Source organism: Paraburkholderia largidicola (assembly GCF_013426895.1).
In the GTDB taxonomy this organism is placed as follows: domain Bacteria; phylum Pseudomonadota; class Gammaproteobacteria; order Burkholderiales; family Burkholderiaceae; genus Paraburkholderia; species Paraburkholderia largidicola.
The window spans coordinates 736,639-759,084 of record NZ_AP023174.1 but is presented as its reverse complement, the minus strand read 5'-3'; the positions used below and the strand labels follow the sequence as shown (position 1 = coordinate 759,084).

Annotated in this window: 20 protein-coding genes and 1 tRNA gene; 13 read left to right on the top strand and 8 right to left on the bottom strand. The window is 62.7% G+C overall.

Annotated features, from left to right (window positions below):
• Positions 1-137 precede the first annotated feature (137 nt).
• On the top strand, positions 138-1,337 hold the full coding sequence (locus PPGU16_RS03350) for an acyltransferase family protein (RefSeq protein WP_180721703.1): 1,200 nt from the start codon (positions 138-140) through the stop codon (positions 1,335-1,337).
• Positions 1,338-1,433: 96 nt separating this feature from the next.
• Here the strand turns inward: PPGU16_RS03350 and PPGU16_RS03345 are convergent, their stop codons facing one another.
• Positions 1,434-1,730, bottom strand: a complete 297-nt coding sequence (locus PPGU16_RS03345) for a YkgJ family cysteine cluster protein (RefSeq protein WP_238269177.1) — start codon at positions 1,728-1,730, stop codon at positions 1,434-1,436.
• 252 nt (positions 1,731-1,982) lie between these two features.
• Here PPGU16_RS03345 and hemN point away from each other — a divergent pair, with 252 nt between their 5' ends.
• Positions 1,983-3,395 carry an oxygen-independent coproporphyrinogen III oxidase gene (gene hemN, locus PPGU16_RS03340; RefSeq protein WP_180721701.1) on the top strand — a complete coding sequence of 471 codons (1,413 nt, stop codon included), beginning with the start codon at positions 1,983-1,985 and terminating at the stop codon, positions 3,393-3,395.
• Positions 3,396-3,501: 106 nt separating this feature from the next.
• Positions 3,502-3,586 (top strand) — tRNA-Leu (locus PPGU16_RS03335).
• A 149-nt stretch (positions 3,587-3,735) separates the two neighbouring features.
• On the opposite strand, the gene PPGU16_RS03330 is transcribed toward PPGU16_RS03335, so the two are convergent.
• Positions 3,736-5,112, bottom strand: a complete 1,377-nt coding sequence (locus tag PPGU16_RS03330; protein WP_180721700.1) for an amino acid permease — start codon at positions 5,110-5,112, stop codon at positions 3,736-3,738.
• 276 nt (positions 5,113-5,388) lie between these two features.
• Here PPGU16_RS03330 and PPGU16_RS03325 point away from each other — a divergent pair, with 276 nt between their 5' ends.
• Positions 5,389-6,324 (top strand): alpha/beta fold hydrolase, encoded by a 936-nt coding sequence (locus PPGU16_RS03325; RefSeq protein WP_180721699.1) that lies wholly within the window; start codon positions 5,389-5,391, stop codon positions 6,322-6,324.
• 16 nt (positions 6,325-6,340) lie between these two features.
• Here the strand turns inward: PPGU16_RS03325 and PPGU16_RS03320 are convergent, their stop codons facing one another.
• Both PPGU16_RS03320 and PPGU16_RS03315 read right to left on the bottom strand, forming a co-directional pair.
• Positions 6,341-7,600: an MFS transporter gene (locus PPGU16_RS03320; RefSeq protein ID WP_180721698.1), complete on the bottom strand. Its 1,260-nt coding sequence runs from the start codon at positions 7,598-7,600 to the stop codon at positions 6,341-6,343.
• Between the two features lie 114 nt (positions 7,601-7,714).
• Positions 7,715-9,148 carry an aminotransferase-like domain-containing protein gene (locus PPGU16_RS03315; RefSeq protein ID WP_180721697.1) on the bottom strand — a complete coding sequence of 478 codons (1,434 nt, stop codon included), beginning with the start codon at positions 9,146-9,148 and terminating at the stop codon, positions 7,715-7,717.
• Between the two features lie 208 nt (positions 9,149-9,356).
• Here PPGU16_RS03315 and PPGU16_RS03310 point away from each other — a divergent pair, with 208 nt between their 5' ends.
• From PPGU16_RS03310 to PPGU16_RS03285, 6 genes are all read left to right on the top strand, one after another.
• Complete coding sequence (locus PPGU16_RS03310) at positions 9,357-10,532, top strand: mandelate racemase/muconate lactonizing enzyme family protein (RefSeq protein WP_180721696.1); 1,176 nt, start codon at positions 9,357-9,359, stop codon at positions 10,530-10,532.
• A 73-nt stretch (positions 10,533-10,605) separates the two neighbouring features.
• Positions 10,606-11,643: an ABC transporter substrate-binding protein gene (locus PPGU16_RS03305; protein ID WP_180721695.1), complete on the top strand. Its 1,038-nt coding sequence runs from the start codon at positions 10,606-10,608 to the stop codon at positions 11,641-11,643.
• Between the two features lie 41 nt (positions 11,644-11,684).
• A complete protein-coding gene (locus PPGU16_RS03300; RefSeq protein ID WP_180721694.1) occupies positions 11,685-12,674 on the top strand; it encodes an ABC transporter permease in 990 nt (329 codons plus the stop codon).
• Positions 12,675-12,688: 14 nt separating this feature from the next.
• Complete coding sequence (locus PPGU16_RS03295; protein WP_082434006.1) at positions 12,689-13,510, top strand: quaternary amine ABC transporter ATP-binding protein; 822 nt, start codon at positions 12,689-12,691, stop codon at positions 13,508-13,510.
• A 147-nt stretch (positions 13,511-13,657) separates the two neighbouring features.
• A complete protein-coding gene (locus PPGU16_RS03290) occupies positions 13,658-14,362 on the top strand; it encodes a pseudouridine synthase (protein WP_180721693.1) in 705 nt (234 codons plus the stop codon).
• Between the two features lie 165 nt (positions 14,363-14,527).
• On the top strand, positions 14,528-14,716 hold the full coding sequence (locus PPGU16_RS03285) for a hypothetical protein (RefSeq protein WP_180721692.1): 189 nt from the start codon (positions 14,528-14,530) through the stop codon (positions 14,714-14,716).
• 46 nt (positions 14,717-14,762) lie between these two features.
• Here the strand turns inward: PPGU16_RS03285 and PPGU16_RS03280 are convergent, their stop codons facing one another.
• Positions 14,763-15,785: an NAD-dependent epimerase/dehydratase family protein gene (locus PPGU16_RS03280; protein ID WP_180721691.1), complete on the bottom strand. Its 1,023-nt coding sequence runs from the start codon at positions 15,783-15,785 to the stop codon at positions 14,763-14,765.
• Between the two features lie 74 nt (positions 15,786-15,859).
• Here PPGU16_RS03280 and PPGU16_RS03275 point away from each other — a divergent pair, with 74 nt between their 5' ends.
• From PPGU16_RS03275 to PPGU16_RS03265, 3 genes are all read left to right on the top strand, one after another.
• Positions 15,860-16,891 (top strand): CDP-6-deoxy-delta-3,4-glucoseen reductase, encoded by a 1,032-nt coding sequence (locus tag PPGU16_RS03275; protein ID WP_180721690.1) that lies wholly within the window; start codon positions 15,860-15,862, stop codon positions 16,889-16,891.
• A gap of 335 nt (positions 16,892-17,226) precedes the next feature.
• Entirely contained in the window at positions 17,227-18,411 is a 1,185-nt protein-coding gene (locus tag PPGU16_RS03270; RefSeq protein WP_180721689.1) for an acetylornithine transaminase, read from the top strand.
• Positions 18,408-18,860 (top strand): GNAT family acetyltransferase, encoded by a 453-nt coding sequence (locus tag PPGU16_RS03265; RefSeq protein ID WP_180721688.1) that lies wholly within the window; start codon positions 18,408-18,410, stop codon positions 18,858-18,860. The genes PPGU16_RS03270 and PPGU16_RS03265 overlap by 4 nt, the downstream gene beginning before the upstream one ends.
• A gap of 836 nt (positions 18,861-19,696) precedes the next feature.
• Here PPGU16_RS03265 and PPGU16_RS03260 read toward each other — a convergent pair.
• The 3 genes from PPGU16_RS03260 to PPGU16_RS03250 all read right to left on the bottom strand — a co-directional run bounded on the left by PPGU16_RS03260 (position 19,697) and on the right by PPGU16_RS03250 (position 22,439).
• Positions 19,697-20,413 carry an ABC transporter ATP-binding protein gene (locus tag PPGU16_RS03260; RefSeq protein ID WP_180721687.1) on the bottom strand — a complete coding sequence of 239 codons (717 nt, stop codon included), beginning with the start codon at positions 20,411-20,413 and terminating at the stop codon, positions 19,697-19,699.
• Positions 20,413-21,189 (bottom strand): ABC transporter ATP-binding protein, encoded by a 777-nt coding sequence (locus tag PPGU16_RS03255; RefSeq protein WP_007586207.1) that lies wholly within the window; start codon positions 21,187-21,189, stop codon positions 20,413-20,415. The genes PPGU16_RS03260 and PPGU16_RS03255 overlap by 1 nt, the downstream gene beginning before the upstream one ends.
• Positions 21,190-21,269: 80 nt before the next feature.
• Positions 21,270-22,439 carry a branched-chain amino acid ABC transporter permease gene (locus PPGU16_RS03250; RefSeq protein ID WP_180721686.1) on the bottom strand — a complete coding sequence of 390 codons (1,170 nt, stop codon included), beginning with the start codon at positions 22,437-22,439 and terminating at the stop codon, positions 21,270-21,272.
• Positions 22,440-22,446: the final 7 nt, after the last annotated feature.

Sequence of the window (22,446 nt, the reverse complement as noted above, 5' to 3'; positions counted from 1 at the left end):
GTTTCTCGAATACAGCTCAAATTCAATGAGCGTTCGGCAACACTTCACCGCAACTCTCTGACTTTTCGAAAGGAAGGACGGGCTATGCTGACTTTGCTCTGGCGAAACACTGGTTTTATGAACAGGTCAAAAGTCCGATGATAATCCCTACCAGCCCCGTCCCCGTTTTTTTTGCGTTACTCCTGGCACTCGCTACGTCGAAGGTTTTGATCTGGCGATTTGGCGCTCCCAAAGTTCAGGGGCGCTTTGTCACCATTGACGGACTGAGAGGATATCTGGCTTTTCTCGTCTTTCTGCACCATTCATGCATATGGTATTTCTATCTCAGAACCTCTCAATTTGATTCCCCTCCATCAAACTTCATGGCAAATATTGGGCGTGCAAGTGTGTCCATGTTTTTCATGATTACCGGGTTTCTGTTTTTCACAAAAATAATCAATGAAAAGAAAAAAGGAATTGATTGGATCAAACTTTATGTTTCCAGGATTCTGCGGCTTACGCCGCTGTATCTGTTTGCCATGCTGCTGCTTTTCGTCACAGTCGCTGTGATGTCTGATTTCACATTGGCGCAATCACCTGCAACGCTGACAGCCACCGCCCTGAGATGGATGAGTTTTGCAAGCTTTGGCGAACCAGATTTAAATGGAATAGGGGAAACCAAACTCATTTTGGCAGGCGTGCCATGGACGCTAGCCTATGAATGGGCGTTCTATTTATCCCTTCCTCTATTGGCGGTTGCGACGGGAAGCATCCCCGTTCTTCCCGTCCTGATAGTCGGATTTATCGGCGCACTCGATTTTATTCATCTCGACACGGATCTAAGATTCGTTGGACCATTTTTCAGTGGAATAATTGCCGCACTTCTTTGTCGTCACGCCAGGTTTCGTCGGATCGCAGAAACGAGGGGCGCGTCGCTTATTGCAATCTCCGCAATCGCGGTCGCACTCATCCTGTTTCCGACGGCATATGCACGTATCCCGTTTGCGCTCCTTTCCCTGAGTTTTGCCTTGATCGCAGGCGGAGCCACATTGTTCGGCACATTGACCAATCAACTCTCACGCATGCTGGGGGAACTCGCTTACAGCATCTATCTCCTGCATGGATTTATTTTGTTTGCACTTTTTAATTTTGTCATTGGTATCCAAAATGCGAAGCTTTTTACGCCTCTGGAACACTGGCTCGTGATTTCATTGGCAACCCCACTCCTGGTCTTTGTTAGCTATACGACATTCCGATTTATCGAGAAACCTGCCATGCAACAAACGGATAATGTCAGCAGGTGGGTACGCCAGAAATTGTTTGCACGGCGCGGCAGCGCTTTGGAAGAATCGCTTTGATTGATTCAATACCACTGCCTGTTTCTTGAAATCGGCAGCAAGGCGCACGGTTCAAATCCGCTGGGTCTACTGGGGCCTTTCGACACGCCCGCACCTTTAAGGCGCAGTCAACACTTCAAGCCTTGCCAGCCACTGAATTGCAGCGTCGCGATTCGCGCCACACATTTCTATGGACGGCGCCAGGCCGCCACAGACTGCAGGGCGCCGCGGGTCACCGAATAACTTGCAGCGTTCATTGTCCCCGAGCTGCACGCAGCGCACGCCCGCAGGCTTGCCGTTCGGCATGCCCGGAATCGGGCTGGTAATCGACGGCGCGATGCAACACGCGCCGCAATCCGGGCGGCACGCGTGATCCGCAGAGGCGGACGGCGGTTGGGATAAATGGACGGACACAACGCACTTCCCTAGAATACGAATCTTCGAGACAGCCGTCAAATCGCTAAAAACTTGACGCACATCAACCGACATTGTGCCATTTGACGGGTTGTGACCTTTTTACGCAACGTCTCGCGCATGCGCTCCCGTACACTCGTTCGAGCTCAAACCCACTCTCGCGTGTCGCCTGCCCTGTTGACGCGAGCATCAGAACGGGCCGCATCCCAAGCGGCTTGCGCATCGTCCGGCGGGCGTCTGGAGACCCATCCGATGAACACCGCTCCCTCCGGCCCACTCTTCCCCTCGGCGGATTCGCTGTTCCGCCCCGACCTGCTTGCCAGGTACAGCGCGAACGGACCACGCTACACGTCCTATCCGACCGCCCTCCAGTTCCGCGACGACTTCCCGCTCGACGACTATCGCCGCGCCGCCGCCGACAAAGGCGCGATGGAGACGGACCTGTCGCTGTACTTCCACATTCCGTTTTGCGACACCGTCTGCTTCTACTGCGGCTGCAACAAGGTCGTGACGAAGAACCGCGCGCGCTCGGCGCGGTATCTCGCGCGGCTCAAACGCGAGATCGCCTTGCAGGCATCGCTGTTCGATACCGCGCGGCCTGTGTCGCAACTGCATTGGGGCGGCGGCACACCGACGTTTCTGTCGCACGACGAAATGGCCGAGCTGATGGCCACGACGCATGAGCACTTCCTGCTGCGCAGCGACGCCGAAGGCGAGTTCTCGATCGAAGTCGATCCGCGCGAAGCATCGCCGAAGACCATCGTGCATTTGCGCAATCTCGGCTTCAACCGTCTGAGTCTCGGCGTGCAGGACTTCGATCCTGTCGTGCAGCGCGCGATCAACCGCATCCAGCCGCTCGAGATGACAGCAAGCGTGATCCGCGCCGCGCGCGCAACGGGCTTTCATTCGATCGGCGTGGATCTGATCTACGGGCTGCCGTATCAGACGGTCAGCAGCTTCAGCAGGACGCTCGACACGATGCTCGAACTCGCGCCCGACCGGCTCTCCGTGTTCGGCTACGCACACATGCCGCAGCTCTTCAAGATGCAGCGGCAAATGGATGCTTCCACGCTGCCCTCGCCTGCCGAGCGGCTTGCGCTACTGCGGCTGGTGGTTGAGCGGCTGACGGGCGCGGGCTATGTGTACATCGGCATGGACCACTTCGCGCTGCCCACCGACGAACTCGCGCGCGCCCAGGCGCGGCGCACGCTGCATCGGAATTTCCAGGGCTACAGCACACGCGCCGAATGCGATCTGATCGGCTTCGGGGCGTCGTCGATCGGCAAGGTCGGCGATGTCTATGCGCAAAACGCGAAAGACCTGGCGGGCTACGCGGCAGCAATCGACAAAGGCGAGCTGGCGATAAAACGCGGCGTGCGCCTGTCCGCCGACGACCGGCTGCGCCGCGACATCATCACGCAACTGATGTGCAATCTCGAACTGCGCTTCGATGAATTCGAGGCCGCGTACGGCATCCGCTTTCATGATGCGTTCGCGCCGGAGCTGGAGCGGTTACGCGCCTTCGAGGACGACGGGCTGGTGAAGATCGGCGCACGGCGGCTCGATGTGGAACTCGCCGGGCGGATGCTCGTACGCAACATCGCGATGGTGTTCGACCGCTATCTCGGCCAGCAGGCCATGCAGCGCTTTTCGCGGACGGTCTAGCCCGCGAGCACAGGCCGGCTTGCCCGCCGGGAGGTTTTCCGCCATAATCTGCGTCTTCGCGTGGCGTCAAAGCCGTGCGAGACAGCCTGCAAAGGCGGCAACACAAGCCCAGGTGGTGAAACAGGTAGACGCAGGGGACTCAAAATCCCCCGCCGCAAGGCGTGCCGGTTCGAGTCCGGCCCTGGGCACCAGAATTCTGCTTCACACGAACCCGCGTTCATCGTTAGATGCCGCGGGTTTTGTGTTTTCTGGCCGCGCGCCAGGCGCGTAAAAAAGCCGGATCGCCTTACGGCCAATCCGGCTTCTGGTTCATCGATAGCGTCAGAAATGCGGCGCGCGCTCAGCGCCCGCCCGCCGCACCCGCCAGTTGATGCGCAGCCGCGCGCCGGCGCTTCACGATATAGCCGACCCACATCACGAAGAGCCACACGGGCACCAGCAGCACCGACACGTTCAGTCCTGGCGTCATCGCGAGAATCACGAGAATCATCGCCATGAACGCAAGACAGATCCAGTTGCCGACCGGGAACCACAGCGACCTGAAGACAAGCGTCTCGCCCTGCGCAAGCATCGCGCGACGCGACTTCAGATGCGTGAGGCTGATCAGCGACCAGTTCAGCACCAGCGCAGCGACGACCAGCGCCATCAGCACGTCGAGCGCTTTTGCTGGAATCAGGTAATTGATGATCACGCAAGCGAACGTCGCGACGGCCGACAGGCCGATCGCCATGTACGGCACGCCGCGGCGGTCGACCTTGAGCAATGCACGCGGCGCATTGCCCTGCTCGGCGAGGCCGTACAGCATGCGGCTATTCGCGTAGACGCCGCTGTTGTACACGGACAATGCCGCCGTCAGCACTACCACGTTGAGCACGTTCGCCGTCAAACCCGCGCCGATCTGCGAAAAGATCATCACGAACGGGCTGCCCCCTTCCGCCACCTGATTCCACGGGTACAGCGACAGCAGCACCACCAGCGAGAGAATATAGAAAATCAGAATCCGGTAGATCACCTGATTCACGGCCTTCGGAATGCTCTTCTGCGGATCGTCGGCTTCGGCGGCCGTGATGCCGATCAGTTCCAGCCCGCCGAACGAGAACATGATCACGGCGAGCATCATGAAGAGGCCGTGGAAGCCAAACGGGAAGAACCCGCCTTTGCTCCACAGGTTCGAGATCGACGCCTGCGGGCCGCCATGGCCGCTCATCAGCAGATAGCCGCCGAACACGATCATGCCGATCACGGCCACGACCTTGATGATCGCAAACCAGAACTCGGTCTCGCCGTACGCCTTCACGTTCGCGAGGTTGATCGCGTTGACGATGACGAAGCACACGAGCGCCGACACCTCAGGCCACCAGAAGTGCACATAGGTGCCGACGGCCGTCAGTTCGGCCATGCTGACGAGCACATACAGCACCCAGTAGTTCCAGCCTGACAGGAAGCCGGGGAAATCACCCCAGTACTTGTACGCGAAGTGGCTGAACGAGCCTGCGACGGGTTCCTGCGCAACCATCTCGCCGAGTTGCCGCATGATCAGAAACGCGATGAAGCCGCCGATCGCGTAGCCGAGAATCATCGAAGGCCCCGCCGACTTCAATACGCCCGCCGACCCGAGAAAAAGGCCCGTGCCGATCGCACCACCCAGCGCGATCAGCTGGATATGCCGGTTTTTCAGGCCACGCTTCAGGCCGTCATGCTGCTGTCCGTTGTTCAAGATGTCTCACTCCACTGCATTGAATACGCACTGCCCGGGCAGAACCCGCCCGGAAAAACCGTAAATTGTACCCTTCGACACAGTGCCCACCTATCGGGCAGCCCCGGCGCATTCTGCGTCGCAGCGCGCCGCGCCCGCATCGACGCGGCCACGACACATTTCCACGTAACCGCCAAACCGTTGCGCAACGTGTCCGAAAACTCCGTGTGATAGCGGTTGTCACCCTGGCTTGCGTTCGGTATGTTCCCAGAATCCCGTCCAGCCGATGGAGTCGCCATGTCGCCGAAACGTCTGCTCTATGCCGTTCTCCTTGGCGCTTGCGTCGCCACCACCGGCGTGTTCGCGCAGACGGGACAACCCGCGCCACAGCCTGCGCCAGCGGCGGCGCCGGATGTGCCGCCCGCGCCAGCCGCCGAGCCCGCACCTTCCGCGGCCGAACCCGCACCGCCGCCGCCCGCGGCAGCGCCTGCGCCCACGCCCCGTACCGCCGCCGTCGCCGCGCCACCGAGCGGCCCGGTCCAGAACATCGTGCTCGTGCACGGCGCATTCGTCGACGGTTCGAGCTGGAACGGCGTGATCGCAAAGCTGCAGAAGAAGGGCTACCGGGTCGCGTCGGTGCAGATTCCGCTGACGTCGCTGGCCGACGACCTCGCCGCGACCAAACGGGTGCTCGCTCAACTTTCCGGTCCAACCGTGCTGGTCGGGCATTCGTGGGGCGGCGTCGTGATCACGGAGGCTGGCTCGGGACCGGACGCGTCGAAGGTGGTCGGCCTCGTCTACGTCGCGGCCATCGCGCCGGACGTCGGCGAGTCGGCCGTCGATATCCTCAAACGCGGCCCGCAGATGCCCATCAGCTCGGCAATGATCAAGGACAGCACGGGCTTTCTGTGGCTCGACCCCGCGCGATACCACAGCGATTTCGCCGCCGACGTGCCCGAAACCCTGACGCGCGTGCTCGTCGCCGCGCAGCAGCCGATCGCCGCCAAAGCCTTCGACGAACACGCGACCCAAGCCGCGTGGCGCTACAAGCCGTCGTTCTACATCGTGACGTCGCGCGACCGCGCCGTGTCGCCGGAAATCCAGCGCTGGATGGCACACCGGATCGGCGCGACGATCGTCGAGACGCCGTCGAGCCATCTGGTGCCCGTCGCGCACGCAGGCGCGACGGCGGATGCGATCGACCGCGCAGCGAAGGAGTTCGGCAAGGAGTAAAGGTAAAGGCCGCCCCTTAGGGCGACAGCACCGCGGCACCGTCCGGAATCCGCGCGAGCCGCGCCGCCGGTGAAATGACGATGATCCACGCCTGCACGGCAAAGCCGAGCGCGGCAGCGACGAGGCACGCATCCATGCCGAAGCGCGCGCTGATCGTTGCGCCGAGCAGCGCACCGATGGGCCGCGCGCCATAGGTCGCCGTGCTGTTGAGCGCCGACACGCGCCCCATCATGCCGGCGGGCGTGATCGCCTGACGCAGCGTCGTCGAGCCGACCGTCCATAGAATCGGACCCACGCCCAGCAGGAAGAAGCTCGCCGCCGCGAGCCAGAACGACGGCACGGCGAGCGTCGCCACCATCACGAACGAAGCGGCCAGTCCGCAAAACGGCCCGACGATCAACGTGCGCCCGAACGTCACGCGCCGCGCGACAGATGGCGCCGCAAGCGCGCCGCACACCATGCCGATGCCGTATGCGCCCAGCGTGACCCCAACGGCCGACGCGCTCAAACCCAGCCGATGCACCGCGTACGGTACATACACCGCCTGCAGCGTGAAAAAGCCGATGTTGAAGAACACGGCTGTCGCGAGCATCGGACGCAGCAGCGCGTCGCCGAACACGAAGCGCGCGCCGTCGCGCAGTTCGAGCATGAAGTGGCGAGTGGCCGTCGTCGCGCGCGGCGGCTCGCGCAGGCCGGCCAGCAGCGCGGCGGCGAGCGTCGACAAGGCCGCCGCGCATCCATATGCCCAACCGGCGCCAATCCAGCCGACCAGCAACCCGCCGAGCGCCGGCCCCGCCGAATACGCGACGCTGCGCGCCAGCTCGATGCGTCCGTTCGCGACGGGAAGCACATCGCGCGAAACGAGTGAAGGCACGAGCGCCGGCGCGGCGACGCTGTACGCCACGGTGCCCGTCGCGCCGAGAAAGCCGAGCACGGCGAGCAGCGGCAGCGTCAACGCATGCGCCAGCACGAGCAGCAGCACGCTCGCCATCGCCAGCGCGCGCACGCCTTCCGACACCGCCATCAACGCGCGGCGCGAGCGGCGGTCGGCGTAGACGCCAAGCGGTATCGACAGCAGCAGGAAAGGCAAGGTCTGCGCGGTTTGCAGTAGCCCCGTATCGCGGGCGGTCGCGCCGAGCGTGAATACGGCGACGAGCGGCGCGGCGGCGAGACTGATCTGCTCGGCGGATTGCGCGACCAGGTTCGACCAGGCAAGCTGCTGGAACGGCGCGGGCAAGGTCGCGCGGGACGAGGAGAACGGCAAGGGAAAACGCATCGGCAGCCTCCGTGACGCGATGACGAAAAGCCCATCGTCACGGTTTCAGCCGATCGTTACGCTCCGCTTCTTGCGCTGTGATTCCGTCAGACGACAACGTGCCGCAAGCCAGCATCAAGGCGCATACGACGACGCCATGCCGCTTTCCAGCCCGTGATCGAGCGTCGTGCGGATCAGCGCGAGACCGCGCTCGAGCGCATCGAGCGACACCGCTCCGCTCATGCACACGCGGATCGCGTGCGGCGCAGCGTTGCGGCCGATCACGAAGCTGTCGGCCGTTTTCACGAGCACGCCTTCCTGACGCAGCGCCGCCGCGAATTCCGCCGCGCGCCACGGCTCGGGCAGCGGCAGCCACAAGTGCGAGCTGGTCATCGCGTGGCGGTACGTGACGCCTTCCAGCGCTTCGTCCGCGATCGCGTGCTCGGCATCGATGCGCGCGCGCTGCAGCGCGTTGAGCCGGTCCATCTCGCCACTTTCGATCCAGCGCGACACGATCTCGGCCATCAGCGGCGCCGTCATCCAGCAGTCGCTGCGGATCACGGCGGCGATCTTCGAGCACCACGCGCTCGGCGCCTGCAGATAGCCGACCCGCAACCCCGGCGCCACCGACTTCGACAGCCCCGCAATCAGAAACGCCTGCTCCGGCATGCGCACCGCGAGCGGCTCGGGCGGCGCTTCCATCAGCATGGCGGGAACGATGTCCTCGATCAGCAGCACGCTGTGACGCTGCAGGATTTCCGCGACGGCGTCGCGCCGTTCCGCCGACATGGTCGCCGTGGTCGGATTGTGGATGGTCGGCACGCAGAAGATCGCGCGCGGATGCAGCGACTTGCACGCGAGTTCCAGCGCGGCGGGCACGAGCCCTTCCTGGTCGATCTCGACGCCCACCAGATGCAGCCGCAGTTGCCTTGCGAGCGCGATGATGCCCGGATAGCTGACCACCTCCGCCAGCACCGTGTCGCCCGGTCGCGTGACGGCGCGCAGCACCGACGCAAGCGCATGTTGCGCGCCCTGCGTGACGAGCACGCGCGCGGCGCTCGCCGGACTGCCCGCACGGCCGAGCCACGCGGCGCCCGCGAGCCGATGGCGCATCGAGCCGGCTTCGGGCGCGTATTGCAGCAGTTCGGCTGCGAGGCGCTGGTCGGTGGCGATATCGGCGAGCGTCGCGCACAGCGCGGCCGCTTCTTCCGTCGATTGCGGCACGTTCTGGCCGAGGTCGATCAGCGGCGGCGCGCTGGTCGCGCCGGGTCGCAGCGTCGCATAACCACCGCTGGTCGCGGGCGGCAACTCGCGCGAGCGCGCCTGCGCGACATACGTGCCGTCGCCGACCCGCGCATTCGCGAGACCCTGGCGCTCCAGTTCGGCATAGGCGCGGCTGATCGTGCCCGTCGTCACCTTCAGTTCGCTCGCCAGCGAACGATGCGGCGGCAGTTTCTCCCCGGCAGGCAACTGCCCATTGAGGATGGCCTGCGCGAACGCACGCGCAATCACCTGATATTTCGGTTCGCTGCCCGCCTCGATTCTCGGCAGCCAGGCATTCATCGCCATGTTGCGACGGTCTCCGGAAGTTTGTTGAGTTGTGTCATTCGGATGATACGCAACGCATATCCCAGAATTGGATGCAGTCATTTACTTTTATTGAAGCGATTGAGTTGCCTGCGTCCCCTTCATAGCATGGCGTCATTCTTATCCCATTCGAATCGCATTGCGCATCGCATTGAATGCCGCACTGCGTCAATTCAGGAGGAGACGCCTGATGGATCGTGAAGCAAGCGAGGCTGTGCGCCGGACTGCGCAAAAGGCCCGCATCACCCGGATCGACATAACGCACCATCAGCTGGTGCTCGAGCCGCCCTTCCCCGCCTCGTGGGATAGCCAGCCGCGCCGCAAATTTCCCGCGACCATCGTGCGCGTTCACGACGACGCCGGCCACGTCGGCATCGGCTCCGGCGACGCGATGTACGGCTTCGCCGACTATCAGCATCTGTTCATCGGCACCGATCCGCTCGACCTCGCGCGCCACAGCGCCGTGCTCGACAACATCGGCTTTCATGCCGGCCGTCCCTGGCCGCTCGATATCGCGCTGTGGGACCTCGCCGGGAAAATCCGCGGCGAAGCGTGCTGGCAGATGGCGGGCGGGCGCAGCAACCGGATTCGCGCGTATGCGTCGAGCGGCGTGCATCGCCGGCCCGATGACATGGCGCGCATGGCGCTGCAGGTCGTCGAACGCGGCTTTCCGGCGCTCAAGATCCGCTTCGGGCGTCCGCAACTGCAAGACGATTTCGCGGTCCTCGCCGCCGTGCGCGACGCCGTCGGTGACCGGCTCGAACTGATGGTCGACTGCAATCAGGGCTGGCGCATGCCATGGGACACAGCCGCGCCGTGGACCTTCGACGAAGCGCTCGCCGTCGCACGCGAACTGGAAAAGCACAACGTCTACTGGATGGAAGAGCCGTTGCATCGCGGCGACTACGACGGCATGGCGCGGCTGCGCAAGGCGGTGTCGCCGGCATTGCGTATCGCCGGCGGCGAGATGACGCGCGAGCGCTACGAGTTCGATCAGTTGCTCGCGCGCGATTGTCTCGATGTGTTCCAGCCGGATGTGGCGTGCTCGCTAGGCATGGAAGGGCTGCGCAAGCTCGCGCAAGCCGTCGAGGCACACGGCAAGGTCTTCACGCCGCACACGTGGGGCAACGGCATCGGGCTCGCGGCGAACCTGCATCTGACGGCGGGCGCCGCGAGCGCGCCGTTCATCGAATTTCCGTACGACCCGCCCGAATGGTCGATCGCGCGCCGTGACTTCATGCTGAAGAACCCGATCGATATCGACAGTGAAGGCTGGATCACGCTGTCAGACGCGCCGGGCCTCGGTCTTTCGATCGACGAAGACATCCTCGCCGCGACGCTCGGTTCCAGCAGCACGTACGGCTGACGCCGCACACACGAAACGCACGAAAGGCGCTCGACGACAGCGCCACACATCCAATCACAATCGGAGACACACCATGCAGATCAGATCCCTGATGCGCACCGTCACGGTCGCGCTCGCCGCCGGCGCGTTATGGCCCGCCGCCGCTCACGCCGGCACCTGGTGCTCGGCTGGCAAGCCGGTGCGCTTTGCGGGCGTCACGTGGGAAAGCGGTTCGTTCACGTCGGAGGTGCTGCGCTTCATCACCGAAAAAGGCTACGGCTGCAAGACGGACACGATTCCCGGCAACACGGCCGCGACGGAAACGGCGCTGTCTCGCGACGATCTGCAAGTGTGGTCCGAGCAGTGGACGGGCCGCTCGGAAATCATCGCAAAAGCGGTGGCCGACGGTCACGTGAAGCTGCTCGGCGACACGCTGCCGGGCGGCACCAATGAAGGCTGGTTCGTGCCCGAGTACGTCGTAAAGGGCGACGCGAAGCGCAACATCAAGCCCGTCGCGCCGAACCTCGTGTCGGTGAACGATCTGCCGAAATACAAAGGCGTCTTCGAAGACGACGAAGAGCCGGGCAAGGGCCGCTTCCTGAACTGCCCGTCGGGCTGGGACTGCGAGCGCGTGAACCGGCGCCTGTTGAAGACGCTGAATCTCGACGATTCGTACACCGACTTCCGCCCCGGCACGGGCGCGGCGCTCGACGCCGCGATCGAGTCGGCGTATCAGCGCGGCAAGCCGATCCTCTTCTACTACTGGGAACCCGCGGCGCTGATGGCGAAGTACAAGTTCGTCCAGCTGAAGATGCCCGCGTTCAACCAGAAGTGCTGGGACACGCTGCGCGCGGATAACAGCACGTCGCAATGCGCATCGTCGTATCTCGTGTCGCATCTGAAGGTCGGTGTGTCGACACCGTTCTATCAGGCCGAGCCGCAACTGATGGACACCTACTCGAAGGTCAGCTTCCCGATGGACTTCCTCAACAAGACCATCCTCGACATGACGAGCAAGAAGATCGACGGCCCGACGATGGCGAAGCAGTTCCTGCGCGATCACCCTGACATGTGGAAGGCGTGGGTGCCCACCGACGTCGCGCAAAAGGTTCAGGCCGCGTTGGCCAGCTGATATCGGCAGCAACGCGTCATGACGCACCGGAGGGTTTCAACATGAATTCGATCTTCCTGCATCTGTCGATCGCCGACTGGGTGAACGACCATGTGCAATCGTTCGTCGCCGCGTACGGCGACAGCTTCCACGACTTCAGCACCGCGCTGTTGCGCTACGTGCTGGTGCCGCTCGAAGGCGTGCTGCGCGCGACGCCGCCGTGGGCAATCCTGATCGCCGTCGGGCTGCTGACGCTGAACGCGACGCGGCGCATCGGTATCGCGGGCTTCTTTGTGCTGCTGCTGTATGTGATCGGCTGCTTCGGTCTGTGGGACAAGCTGATGCAGACGCTCGCGCTGATGCTGGTCGCGACCGTGCTGTCCGTCGTGCTCGGTGTGCCGCTCGGCATCTGGGCGTCGCGCAGCCCGTGGATGCGGCGTGTGCTGCTGCCCGTGCTCGATATCATGCAGACGCTGCCGAGCTTCGTGTATCTGATCCCCGTGCTGATGCTGTTCGGTCTCGGCAAGGTGCCCGCGATTCTCGCGACGATCATCTACGCGCTGCCGCCGCTGATCCGCCTGACCGATCTCGGCATCCGTCACGTGGACGCCGATGTCGTCGAAGCGGCCCGCGCGTTCGGCACGACGCGCTGGCAGTTGCTCGTCAACGTGCAGTTGCCACTCGCGCGGCCGAGCATCATGGCGGGTATCAACCAGACGACGATGATGGCGCTGTCGATGGTCGTGATCGCGTCGATGATCGGCTCGCGCGGACTCGGCGAAGACGTGCTCGCCGGCATCCAGACGCTCGATATCGGCAAGGGCATGCAGGCGGGCATCGCGATCGTGATTCTCGCGATCGTCATCGACCGGATCAGCCAGGGCTACGGGCAGGATCGCCGCACCCGACGCCTCGTCGCGCAGCGCCGCAGGGCGAAGGCGGCGTCGCGCGTGCCGTATCGCAATGCAGGCGTGCCGCGTGAAGACGAAGCATCGGCAGCGGGCAACGAAAACGCAACGCAGAGCGGCCTCGAAACCCGCACGGCGGATTGACGGAGGGCACGGACATGTCATCGATCGAAGTCAAGAACGTGTACAAGCTGTTCGGCCCGGAAGCCGGTCATCGGCGCGTGCTCGACCTGTTGAAAAGCGGCCGGAGCAAGGCCGAGGTTCTCGCGCAAACGGGCTGCAATGTCGGCCTGAACAACGTGAGCCTGCATATCGGCTCGGGCGAGATCTACGTCATCATGGGGCTGTCGGGCTCGGGCAAGTCGACGCTCGTGCGCCACTTCAACCGGCTGATCGAGCCGACGGCGGGCGAGATCGTGATCGACGGTTCGGACGTCATCAAGCTCGATCCGCACGGCCTGCGCGAACTGCGCCGCTACAAGGTGAGCATGGTGTTCCAGAACTTCGGCCTGCTGCCGCATCAGACCGTGCTCGACAACACCGCCTATGCGCTGCGCACGCGTGGCGAAAGCAAGGCGGAAGCGAACGAGAAGGCGCGCATGTGGCTCGGCAAGGTTGGACTCGACGGATACGGCGATCACTATCCGGACGAGCTGTCGGGCGGCATGCGTCAGCGAGTGGGTCTCGCACGCGCGCTCGCCGCCGATACCGACGTGCTGCTGATGGACGAAGCATTCTCCGCGCTCGATCCGCTGATCCGCACGGAAATGCAGGACCAGCTGCTGCAGTTGCAGGCGACGCTCAACAAGACCATCGTGTTCATCACGCACGATCTGGACGAAGCGCTGCGCATCGGCAACCGCATCGCGATTCTGCGAGACGGCACGCTGGTGCAGGAAGGCACGCCGAACGAAATCCTCACGAAGCCCGCTGACGATTACGTCGCGCGTTTCGTCGAGCGGCGCTCGGGCGCGCATTGAGCGCTATGTGTGGCTCTTGCGCTGCCCCAAGCGGAGAAGCGCAGGTCGGCGGGTAAAATGCAGGCATATGACGGCGTCCTTCGCAATGAAGGACGCCGTCGACGTTTTGACGCATCGCTACGTGTGGATGCCCTTCTGCCCGCTCCAATGAATCTCGAAAGCGTTCTCTTTTCTCAAGGTTTCGGTTCGCGCCGCCAGTGCCGCGCATTGATCGCGGACGGCCGCGTCTCGGTCGGCGGTGCGACGCTCGCCGATCCTGACGCCGACGTCGATACGAATGCGTTGACGTTCGAAGTCGACGGCACGGCGTGGCCTTATCACGAACGCGCGTACATCCTGCTCAACAAGCCCGCGGGCTACGAATGCTCGCGCGATCCGCAGCACCATCTGAGCGTGTTCAATCTGTTGCCCGCGCAGTTCGCGGCGCGCGGCGTCCAGTGCGTCGGACGGCTCGATCAGGATACGACGGGCCTGCTGCTGCTCTCCGACGATGGCCAGTTCGTCCATGCGTACACGTCGCCCAAACGCAAGGTGCCGAAGGTCTATCTCGCCACGACCCGTCATCCCCTCGACGACGCGCAACTGGCTGCCTTGCGCGAAGGCGTGCTGCTGCACGGCGAAGCGAAGCCGATCGCCGCCGTCGCCGCTCATGCACGCGGCGAACATGCGCTGGAACTGACCGTGCTGGAAGGCAAATACCATCAGGTGAAGCGGATGGTCGCGGCGGCGGGCAACCGCGTCGAAGCGCTGCATCGCGAGCGGGTCGGCGGGCTTGCGCTGCCCGAGACACTAGCTGAAGGCACGTGGCAATGGCTCGATGAAGCCGACCTGGGCGCACTACGGAACGGGTAAACGACTAGCGCCCTGCCCACGCCGTTTCAAGTGACTGAGACTGCGTGGGATTCCGAACAAAACCGCTACAAAAACCTTGCAGAACGCTGCGACGCAGCATGCTTGCTCCGAACGCCCGTCCTATACTCGGATCAACAAACATTACAAAGCAGGCAAGGAGGCGCCATGGTCATCTACGGCAACCTGGCGGTTTCATATGCGATGGTCGCGTTCATCGCGCTCGGACTTTTGCTGATTGGCGGCGTGCTGGTCGTCATGCATCGTCGGCACAGGTACGAGCCGAATCTGGTCGCTGCGCTGATCGGCGCGTTCTGCTGCTCCCTGCTGCTGGAAGCGCTACCTGCCCTCACCTGATCACTGCGCTTTCCGTTACGGCTTGGCTGTGCGCGGCCGCGTGCGGCTATGGCTTCGACACGGTGCGCAGAAAGTCGTCGACGCTCGGATAGCGCAGCCTGAAGCGCAATTCACCCTTCAGGCGCGTGTTGACGAGCCGCCGCGACTCGCGCATGAACGACAGCATCATCTCGCCGAGCTGCTGCTCCGCATCGTCGCGCGCAATGCGCGGCGCGCGCTCGATGCCGAATGCGTCCGCCACCCGGTCGAAGTATTCGCCCATTTTCAGCGTCGTGTCGTCGGATGCGTGGATCACGCGGGACGGTCGTCCATGTGTTGCCATGCGCAGCAGGATCGCGGCGAGATCGTCGGCGTGGATGTGATTGGTGTAGACGTCGTCGGCATCGACGAGCGCCGGGGTGCGCTTTTCCAGCCGCGCAAGCGGCAGCCGGTTGCCCGCGTAGATACCCGGAATGCGCGCGATGCTTGCCGTAATCGCACGCCGCGCGGCCGCGCGCCGCAATTGCGTCTCCGCCGACACGCGGCGCTTCGCGCGCTCGTTGGCGGGCGCGACGGGACGCGTTTCGTCGAGCCAGGCGCCGGCGCAATCGCCATAGACGCCCGTCGTGCTCGCATAGACGACGCGCGAACGCCTGCTCGGCCGATGCCCGGCCCGGGGAGCCGGATACCCCCCGTCGGGTACAATACTGGATGTTTTGCGTGCACGAATACCATGCTGCGCGCGCCGCAAGCGCCCCGTCGCGACATGACGGGCACGCCGGACACGCGGCGCAGTCAGCGTGGCAATCAACGCGCGCGTGCGCGTGTCGACCTCGCCGGTTTTCTGCGGGGGCGCGAGATGCAGGACAGTCGGCGCGAGATGGGCCAGACGAGCAAGGCTCGCACGCACGTCGAGATCGCCGACGATCGGCGTGACGCCCGCCGCGCGCAGTTCGTCGCGGCGCTCCGCGTGACTGGTGAGCGCATAGAGACGCGCGCGTCCTTGCAGTTGCCGCACGCAGCGCATGCCGACATCGCCGCAACCGACGATCAGCACGCGCGGACTGCGCAATTTTCGTGTCGCTTTCATCGTGGACGCATTGTAGCCGCGATCCACGACACGCATTGGTTACCGACTTTCTGTATTCGAAGACTGAACGACTTATGGCATTCAACGTAACGCTCCGGCAAAGCGGCCGGCAGTTTCAGGTGGAACCCGACGAACCCGTGCTTACGGCCGCCCTTCGCCAGGGCATCGGCCTGCCGTACGGCTGCAAGAACGGCGCATGCGGCTCATGCAAGGGCGCGGTCGTTGGCGGAGAGGTCGAGCAGCGCGCGCATTCGTCGTCGGCGCTGTCGAACGACGAAAAAACGCGCGGCCTGGCGCTGTTGTGTTGTGCGACTGCGTGCACCGACCTCGAAATCGATATCCGCGAAGTGACGGGCATCGGTGACGTGCAGATCAAGAAGCTGCCGTGCCGCGTGAACGCAATCGAGCGCAAGGCCGACGACGTCGTCGTGCTGAAACTGCAGTTGCCCGCGAACGAGCGTTTGCAATACATGGCGGGCCAGTACCTCGAGTTCATCCTGAAGGACGGCAAGCGCCGCAGCTATTCGATGGCGAGCGCGCCGCACGCGGACGGTCCCGTCGAGCTGCATATCCGCCATATGCCGGGCGGTGCGTTCACGGATCACGTCTTCAACACGATGAAGGAACGCGACATCCTGCGCTTCGAAGCGCCACTCGGCACGTTCTTCCTGCGCGAAGAGTCGGACAAGCCGATCGTGCTGCTCGCATCGGGCACGGGCTTCGCGCCACTGAAGGCGATCGTCGAGCATGCCGTGTTCAAGAACATCACGCGGCCGATGACGCTCTACTGGGGCGCGCGCCGCAAGAAGGACCTGTACATGATGGAACTCGCCGAGCAATGGGCGCGCGAGATTCCGAACTTCAAGTTCGTGCCGGTTCTCTCGGAGCCGGATGCGGACGACGCATGGACGGGCCGCACCGGTTTCGTTCATCGTGCCGTCATCGAAGATCTGCCAGACTTGTCGGCGTATCAGGTGTATGCGTGCGGCGCGCCTGTGATGGTCGAGTCGGCGCAGCGCGATTTCACGCAGCATCATCGCCTGCCGGAAGACGAGTTCTATGCGGATTCGTTCACGAGCGCAGCCGATCTCGCGAACCCCGTCTGATCGTTGCGCAGTCACGTTTCGTCAGTGACACCGGCCGGCACTGCGTGAAAAACATGCAAATTGCAGGTTTACACGGGCGCCGGCATTGTCGTATTCTTTCGCGCATGAACCGAATCCTGTCCGAACTTCGACGTCGCCGCTCGCTGCTCCCTTAGGGGCGCCGCTGGCTTCGTCACGGATTCGCGCGAACAACGCGCACGCAGTTCGAATCATGAAAGCCACGGCATGCCGTGGCTTTTTGTATTTCTGCCGTACCCGTCGTGCTTTTTCTTTCCGTTGCTGGGCCATTCTGTCCGAGGCGGTTTTTCATCCCTGTTTGCCTGGAGCCTGTAGCCATGAACTTCAATGAGTATCCGATCGATTCGCTGATGTACATCACGAACCGGCCCGAAATCGTTTTCACGCACGGCAAGGGCTCGTGGCTCTACGACAACACCGGCAAGCGATATCTGGATTTCATTCAGGGCTGGGCCGTCAACAGCCTCGGCCATTGCAACGACGGCGTGGTGGAGGCGCTCACGCAGCAGGCGCGCACGCTGATCAATCCGTCGCCGGCGTTCTACAACGAACCGATGGCGAAGCTCGCGCAACTGCTGACGCAGCACAGCTGCTTCGACAAGGTGTTCTTCACGAACAGCGGCGCCGAGGCCAACGAAGGCGCGATCAAGCTCGCGCGCAAGTGGGGCAAGAAGTTCAAGGGCGGCGCGTACGAGATCATCACGTTCGATCACAGCTTCCACGGCCGCACGATTGCGACGATGTCGGCAAGCGGTAAGCCGGGCTGGGACACGATCTATGCGCCGCAGGTGCCGGGCTTTCCGAAGGCTGATCTGAACGACATCGCATCGGTCGAAAAACTGATCACCGACAAGACGGTCGCCGTGATGCTCGAGCCGATTCAGGGCGAAGGCGGCGTGATCCCTGCATCGCGTGAGTTCATGCAGCAGCTTCGCGAGCTGACGAAGAAGCACAACCTGCTGTTGATCGTCGATGAAGTGCAAAGCGGCTGTGGCCGTGCGGGCACGCTGTTCGCGTACGAACTGTCGGGCATCGAGCCGGACGTGATGACGCTGGCAAAGGGTATCGGCAGCGGCGTGCCGCTTGGCGCGCTGTTGTGCAAGAAGCATGTCGAGGTGTTCGAAGCGGGCGATCAGGGTGGCACCTATAACGGCAATCCGTTGATGACGGCAGCTGGCTATTCGGTGATCTCGCAACTGACGGCGCCTGGTTTTCTGGATGGCGTGAAGGCGCGTGGCGAATATCTGCGCACGAAGCTGCTCGAACTGTCTGCCGAGCGCGGCTTCGAGGGCGAGCGTGGCGAAGGTCTGCTGCGCGCGTTGCTGCTGGGCAAGGATATCGGCAATCAGATCGTTGAGAAGGCGCGTTTGATGCAGCCGGACGGGCTGCTGCTCAATGCTGCGCGTCCGAATCTGCTGCGTTTCATGCCCGCTCTGAATGTGACGACGGAAGAGATCGATCAGATGATGGCGATGCTGCGGTCGATTCTGGATACGCTGTGATTGACGCTTTGTCCTTGTCGATTCGCGTGTTCGATGCGGGCGATACCGATGCTGTGATTGCGCTGTGGCTCGAGGCGTTTCCTGAGTATAAGGATGCGAGCAGGCCTCAGCGTAATCCGCATCTGTCTATCTCGAACAAGCTTGCTACGCAGCCTGAGTTGTTCTTCGTTGCCGTGAAGGATGGGGGCATCGTTGGGACTGTGATGGCTGGGTATGATGGGCATCGCGGGTGGCTGTATTCTCTCGCTGTTGCGGCGACGTCCAGGCGTCTTGGGATTGGCACGTTGCTCGTGCGGCATGCTGAGGCGGCGCTTACCGCGCGGGGGTGTCCTAAGGTGAATCTTCAGGTGCTGAGCGCTAAAGCCGATGTGCAGGCTTTTTATGAGTCGCTGGGGTATGTGGCTGATGCTGTGATTAGTCTCGGGAAGCGGTTAGGGGCAGTGGCTTAGGTTTGGTTTTTTGGCTTCGCCTCTGCGCTCGTATCCGCATTCCGGTGTTTGCGGCACAAGCTGTTTGGTTTTTTGGGCTTTGCGCTGGCATCCGCGATTTGCTTTCGTTCTTCAGGCGTCGCCCCTGTGCGGGGCGGCACCTACTTTTCTTTGCCGCCGCAAAGAAAAGTAGGCAAAAGAAAGCGGCTCACACCGCCAATCCTTGTTCTCATCCACGGGCCCCCAACGTCCCCATGCGTCACACGGCAACATTTCTGTTCGCGTGCGATGCCAGCGCTTTGAATGGAAGCCTCACCCGCTTCAGACATCCGTATAAAGTCGAGCGTCGGCGAATGGTTGTTGCCGCCGTGGTGGCAAACGGTGTGTAGATTGTCACACCGCACCGGTTAGCGCTCTTATCACAGACACCAATCTTTCTACCCAGTCCGGAGTGATGCGCGTAGGGCGCGAAAGCCTACACACAGTTTGCCACCTGGGCGGCAGTGGACTGTCTGACACGGCTTGCTGTAGATGCGGGAGCGTGAAGCGGGTGAGGCGCCTTGCAAGAGCGCTGGCAGCGAACGTGAGTCACGTGGTTGCCGTGTGATGCGTAAGAACCTTTGGGGGCCCTCAGGCAAACACAAGAACTGGCGGTGTGAGCCGCTTTCTTTTGCCTACTTTTCTTTGCGGCGGCAAAGAAAAGTAGGTGCCGCCCCGCACAGGGGCAACGCTTGAAGCACCAATAACATCTAGCGGATGCCAGCGACAGCAAAAGCGCCCATGACAAACAAAAAAGGCCACACGCCTAAACATGCAGCCCTTCCCGTCAAATCAGAAAAACAAAAAACCCGCGAGTATCACTCGCCAAGATAAGCAGCCCGCACCTTCGGATCATGCAGCATCTGCTTGGCGTCGCCAGACATCGTGACCATCCCCGAATCCATCACATACCCGCGATCCGCGGCCTGCAACGCAAGGCGAGCATTCTGCTCAACCAGCATGACAGTGATGCCTTCCTTGGAAATTTCACGCACGACTTCGAAGATCTTCTCGACCATGATCGGCGACAAGCCCATCGACGGCTCGTCGAGCAGCAACAGCTTCGGCTTCGAGATGACTGCACGCGCCATCGCCAGCATCTGCTGCTCACCACCGGACAACGTACCGGCCAACTGCGTCGCACGCTCCTTCAGACGCGGAAAGAACCCGAACATCCGCTCGACGTCCTTCTTGATCCCTTCCGTATCGCTACGCAGATAAGCACCCATCTGCATGTTCTCGACGATCGACATCCGCGCGAAGATACCGCGCCCTTCCGGCACCATCGCGAGGCCACGCTTCAGAAGCTCATGCGGTGGCACGCCCTTGATCGACTGCCCCATGTACTCGATATCACCGGCCGAGTACGGCTTGAGACCCGTAATAGCCTTCATGGTCGTCGTCTTGCCCGCGCCATTGGCGCCGATCAGCGTGACGAGCTCGCCCTGCGCGATCTCCAGGTCAACACCCTTGACGGCCTGAATGCCGCCGTAGTTGACCTGCAGGCCCTTGATTTTCAACATTGCCGTAGCCATCAGTGGACCCCCGCACCCAGATAAGCCTCGATCACCTTCGGGTCCTTCTGCACGTCGTGCGGCAGACCCTCGGCGATCACCTTGCCATAGTCGAGCACTGTCATCCGGTTGCACAGGCCCATCACCAGTTTCACGTCGTGCTCGATCAGCAGGATCGTCTTGCCGTCCGCGCGGATCTTGTCGAGCAGTTTCGTCAGCTCGACCTTCTCCGTTGCGTTCATGCCGGCAGCCGGTTCGTCCAGTGCGAGCAGCTTCGGATCGGTCGCCAGAGCACGTGCGATTTCCAGACGGCGCTGGTGACCGTACGACAGGTTGCGCGACGTGTAGTCCGCGTACTGCAGCACGCCGACGTATTCGAGCAGTTCCAGCGCGCGTTCCTTGATCTCGCGCTCTTCCTTGCGCTCAGCCGGCGTCTGGAACACGGCGCCCAGCAGACCGTGCTTCGTGCGCACGTGTCGGCCGACCATCACGTTTTCCAGCGCAGTCATGCCGCCGAACAGACGGATGTTCTGGAACGTGCGCGCGATGCCCGCCTTTGCCACCTGATACACCGCCGTCGGCGTGTACGGCGTGCCGTCGAGCTTGAACTCGCCCGAGTCCGGCGTGTAGAGACCAGTAATCACGTTGAAGAACGTGGTCTTGCCAGCGCCGTTCGGGCCGATCAGACCGTAAATCGTGCCTTCCTCGATCTGAAGGCCGACATCCGACAGCGCCTGCAGACCGCCAAAGCGCTTGTTCACGCCCTTCACGGACAGACGGATTTGTTTGTCGCTCATGTTTTCTTCTCCTGTCGACCAGAGTTGCCGCTTCAGCGGCTTACTCTGGTCCCATGCAGGGTGTTAGCCCTGCGAGTCCGTTAAGCGCGCACCGGCTTCTTGTTGCTGCGCTTGGCAATCTTCGCGATCTTGTCCTCGTGCTTCGGCGACGGCCACAGGCCTTCCGAGCGGTACAGCATGATCAGCACCATCGCGAGTGCGTAGACGAGCTGACGGATCACTTCCGTATCGACGATTTCATGGCCGAAGATCAGGTGTTGCAGCGGACCCATCGTCGAGCGCAGGAATTCCGGCAGCACGGCGAGCAGCACCGCGCCGAGAATCACGCCAGGAATGTGACCCATGCCGCCGAGCACCACGCAGGCCAGCACGACGATCGATTCCGGCAGCGTGAACGATTCCGGCGACACGAAGCCCTGGAACGCGCCGAACATCGCGCCCGACAGGCCACCGAATGACGCGCCCATCGCGAACGCCAGCAGCTTCACGTCACGCGTGTTGATGCCCATCGCCTTCGCGGCGATTTCGTCTTCGCGAATCGCGGCCCATGCACGGCCGATACGCGAGTGTTGCAGACGCGTACAGACCCAGATCACGAACAGCGCGCACAGCACGAACAGGTAGTAGTACGAGTACACCGACGGAATCGCAATGCCGAACAGCGAGTGCGTCTGCGAGAGGCTGAAATCGCCGAGATGAACCGGGTCGATGCCCGTGATGCCCTTCGGGCCGTTCGTGATGTTCGCCGGACGGTCGAGGTTGTTCAGGAAGATCCGGACGATTTCCCCGAAGCCCAACGTCACGATTGCGAGGTAATCGCCACGCAGACGCAGCGTCGGCGCACCGAGAATCACGCCGCAGATCGCAGCGACGGCCATCGCGCAAGGCACGATGATCAGGAACGGCAGATGCAGGCCGCCCGGCGCGAGATGCGCGATCCATTCGAACTGGCTCGTCAGGTGCGGCGAGGACAGCAATGCTGCCGTGTAGGCGCCGACCGCGTAGAACGCGATGTAGCCCAGGTCCAGCAGGCCGGCAAAGCCGACCACCACGTTGAGACCTAGCGCGAGCATCACGTACAGCATCGCGAAGTCGAGCACGCGGACCCAGTAGTTGCCGCCGGCCGTGCCGATGACGAACGGTGCGGCGATCACGAACACGGCGGTGATGATGCCCACCGTCAGCGTCTTCGTCATATTCCGTTCGGGGATGAGCGTCGTGGACGGCTCGATCGGTTGAATTGAGGTCATTGTATTT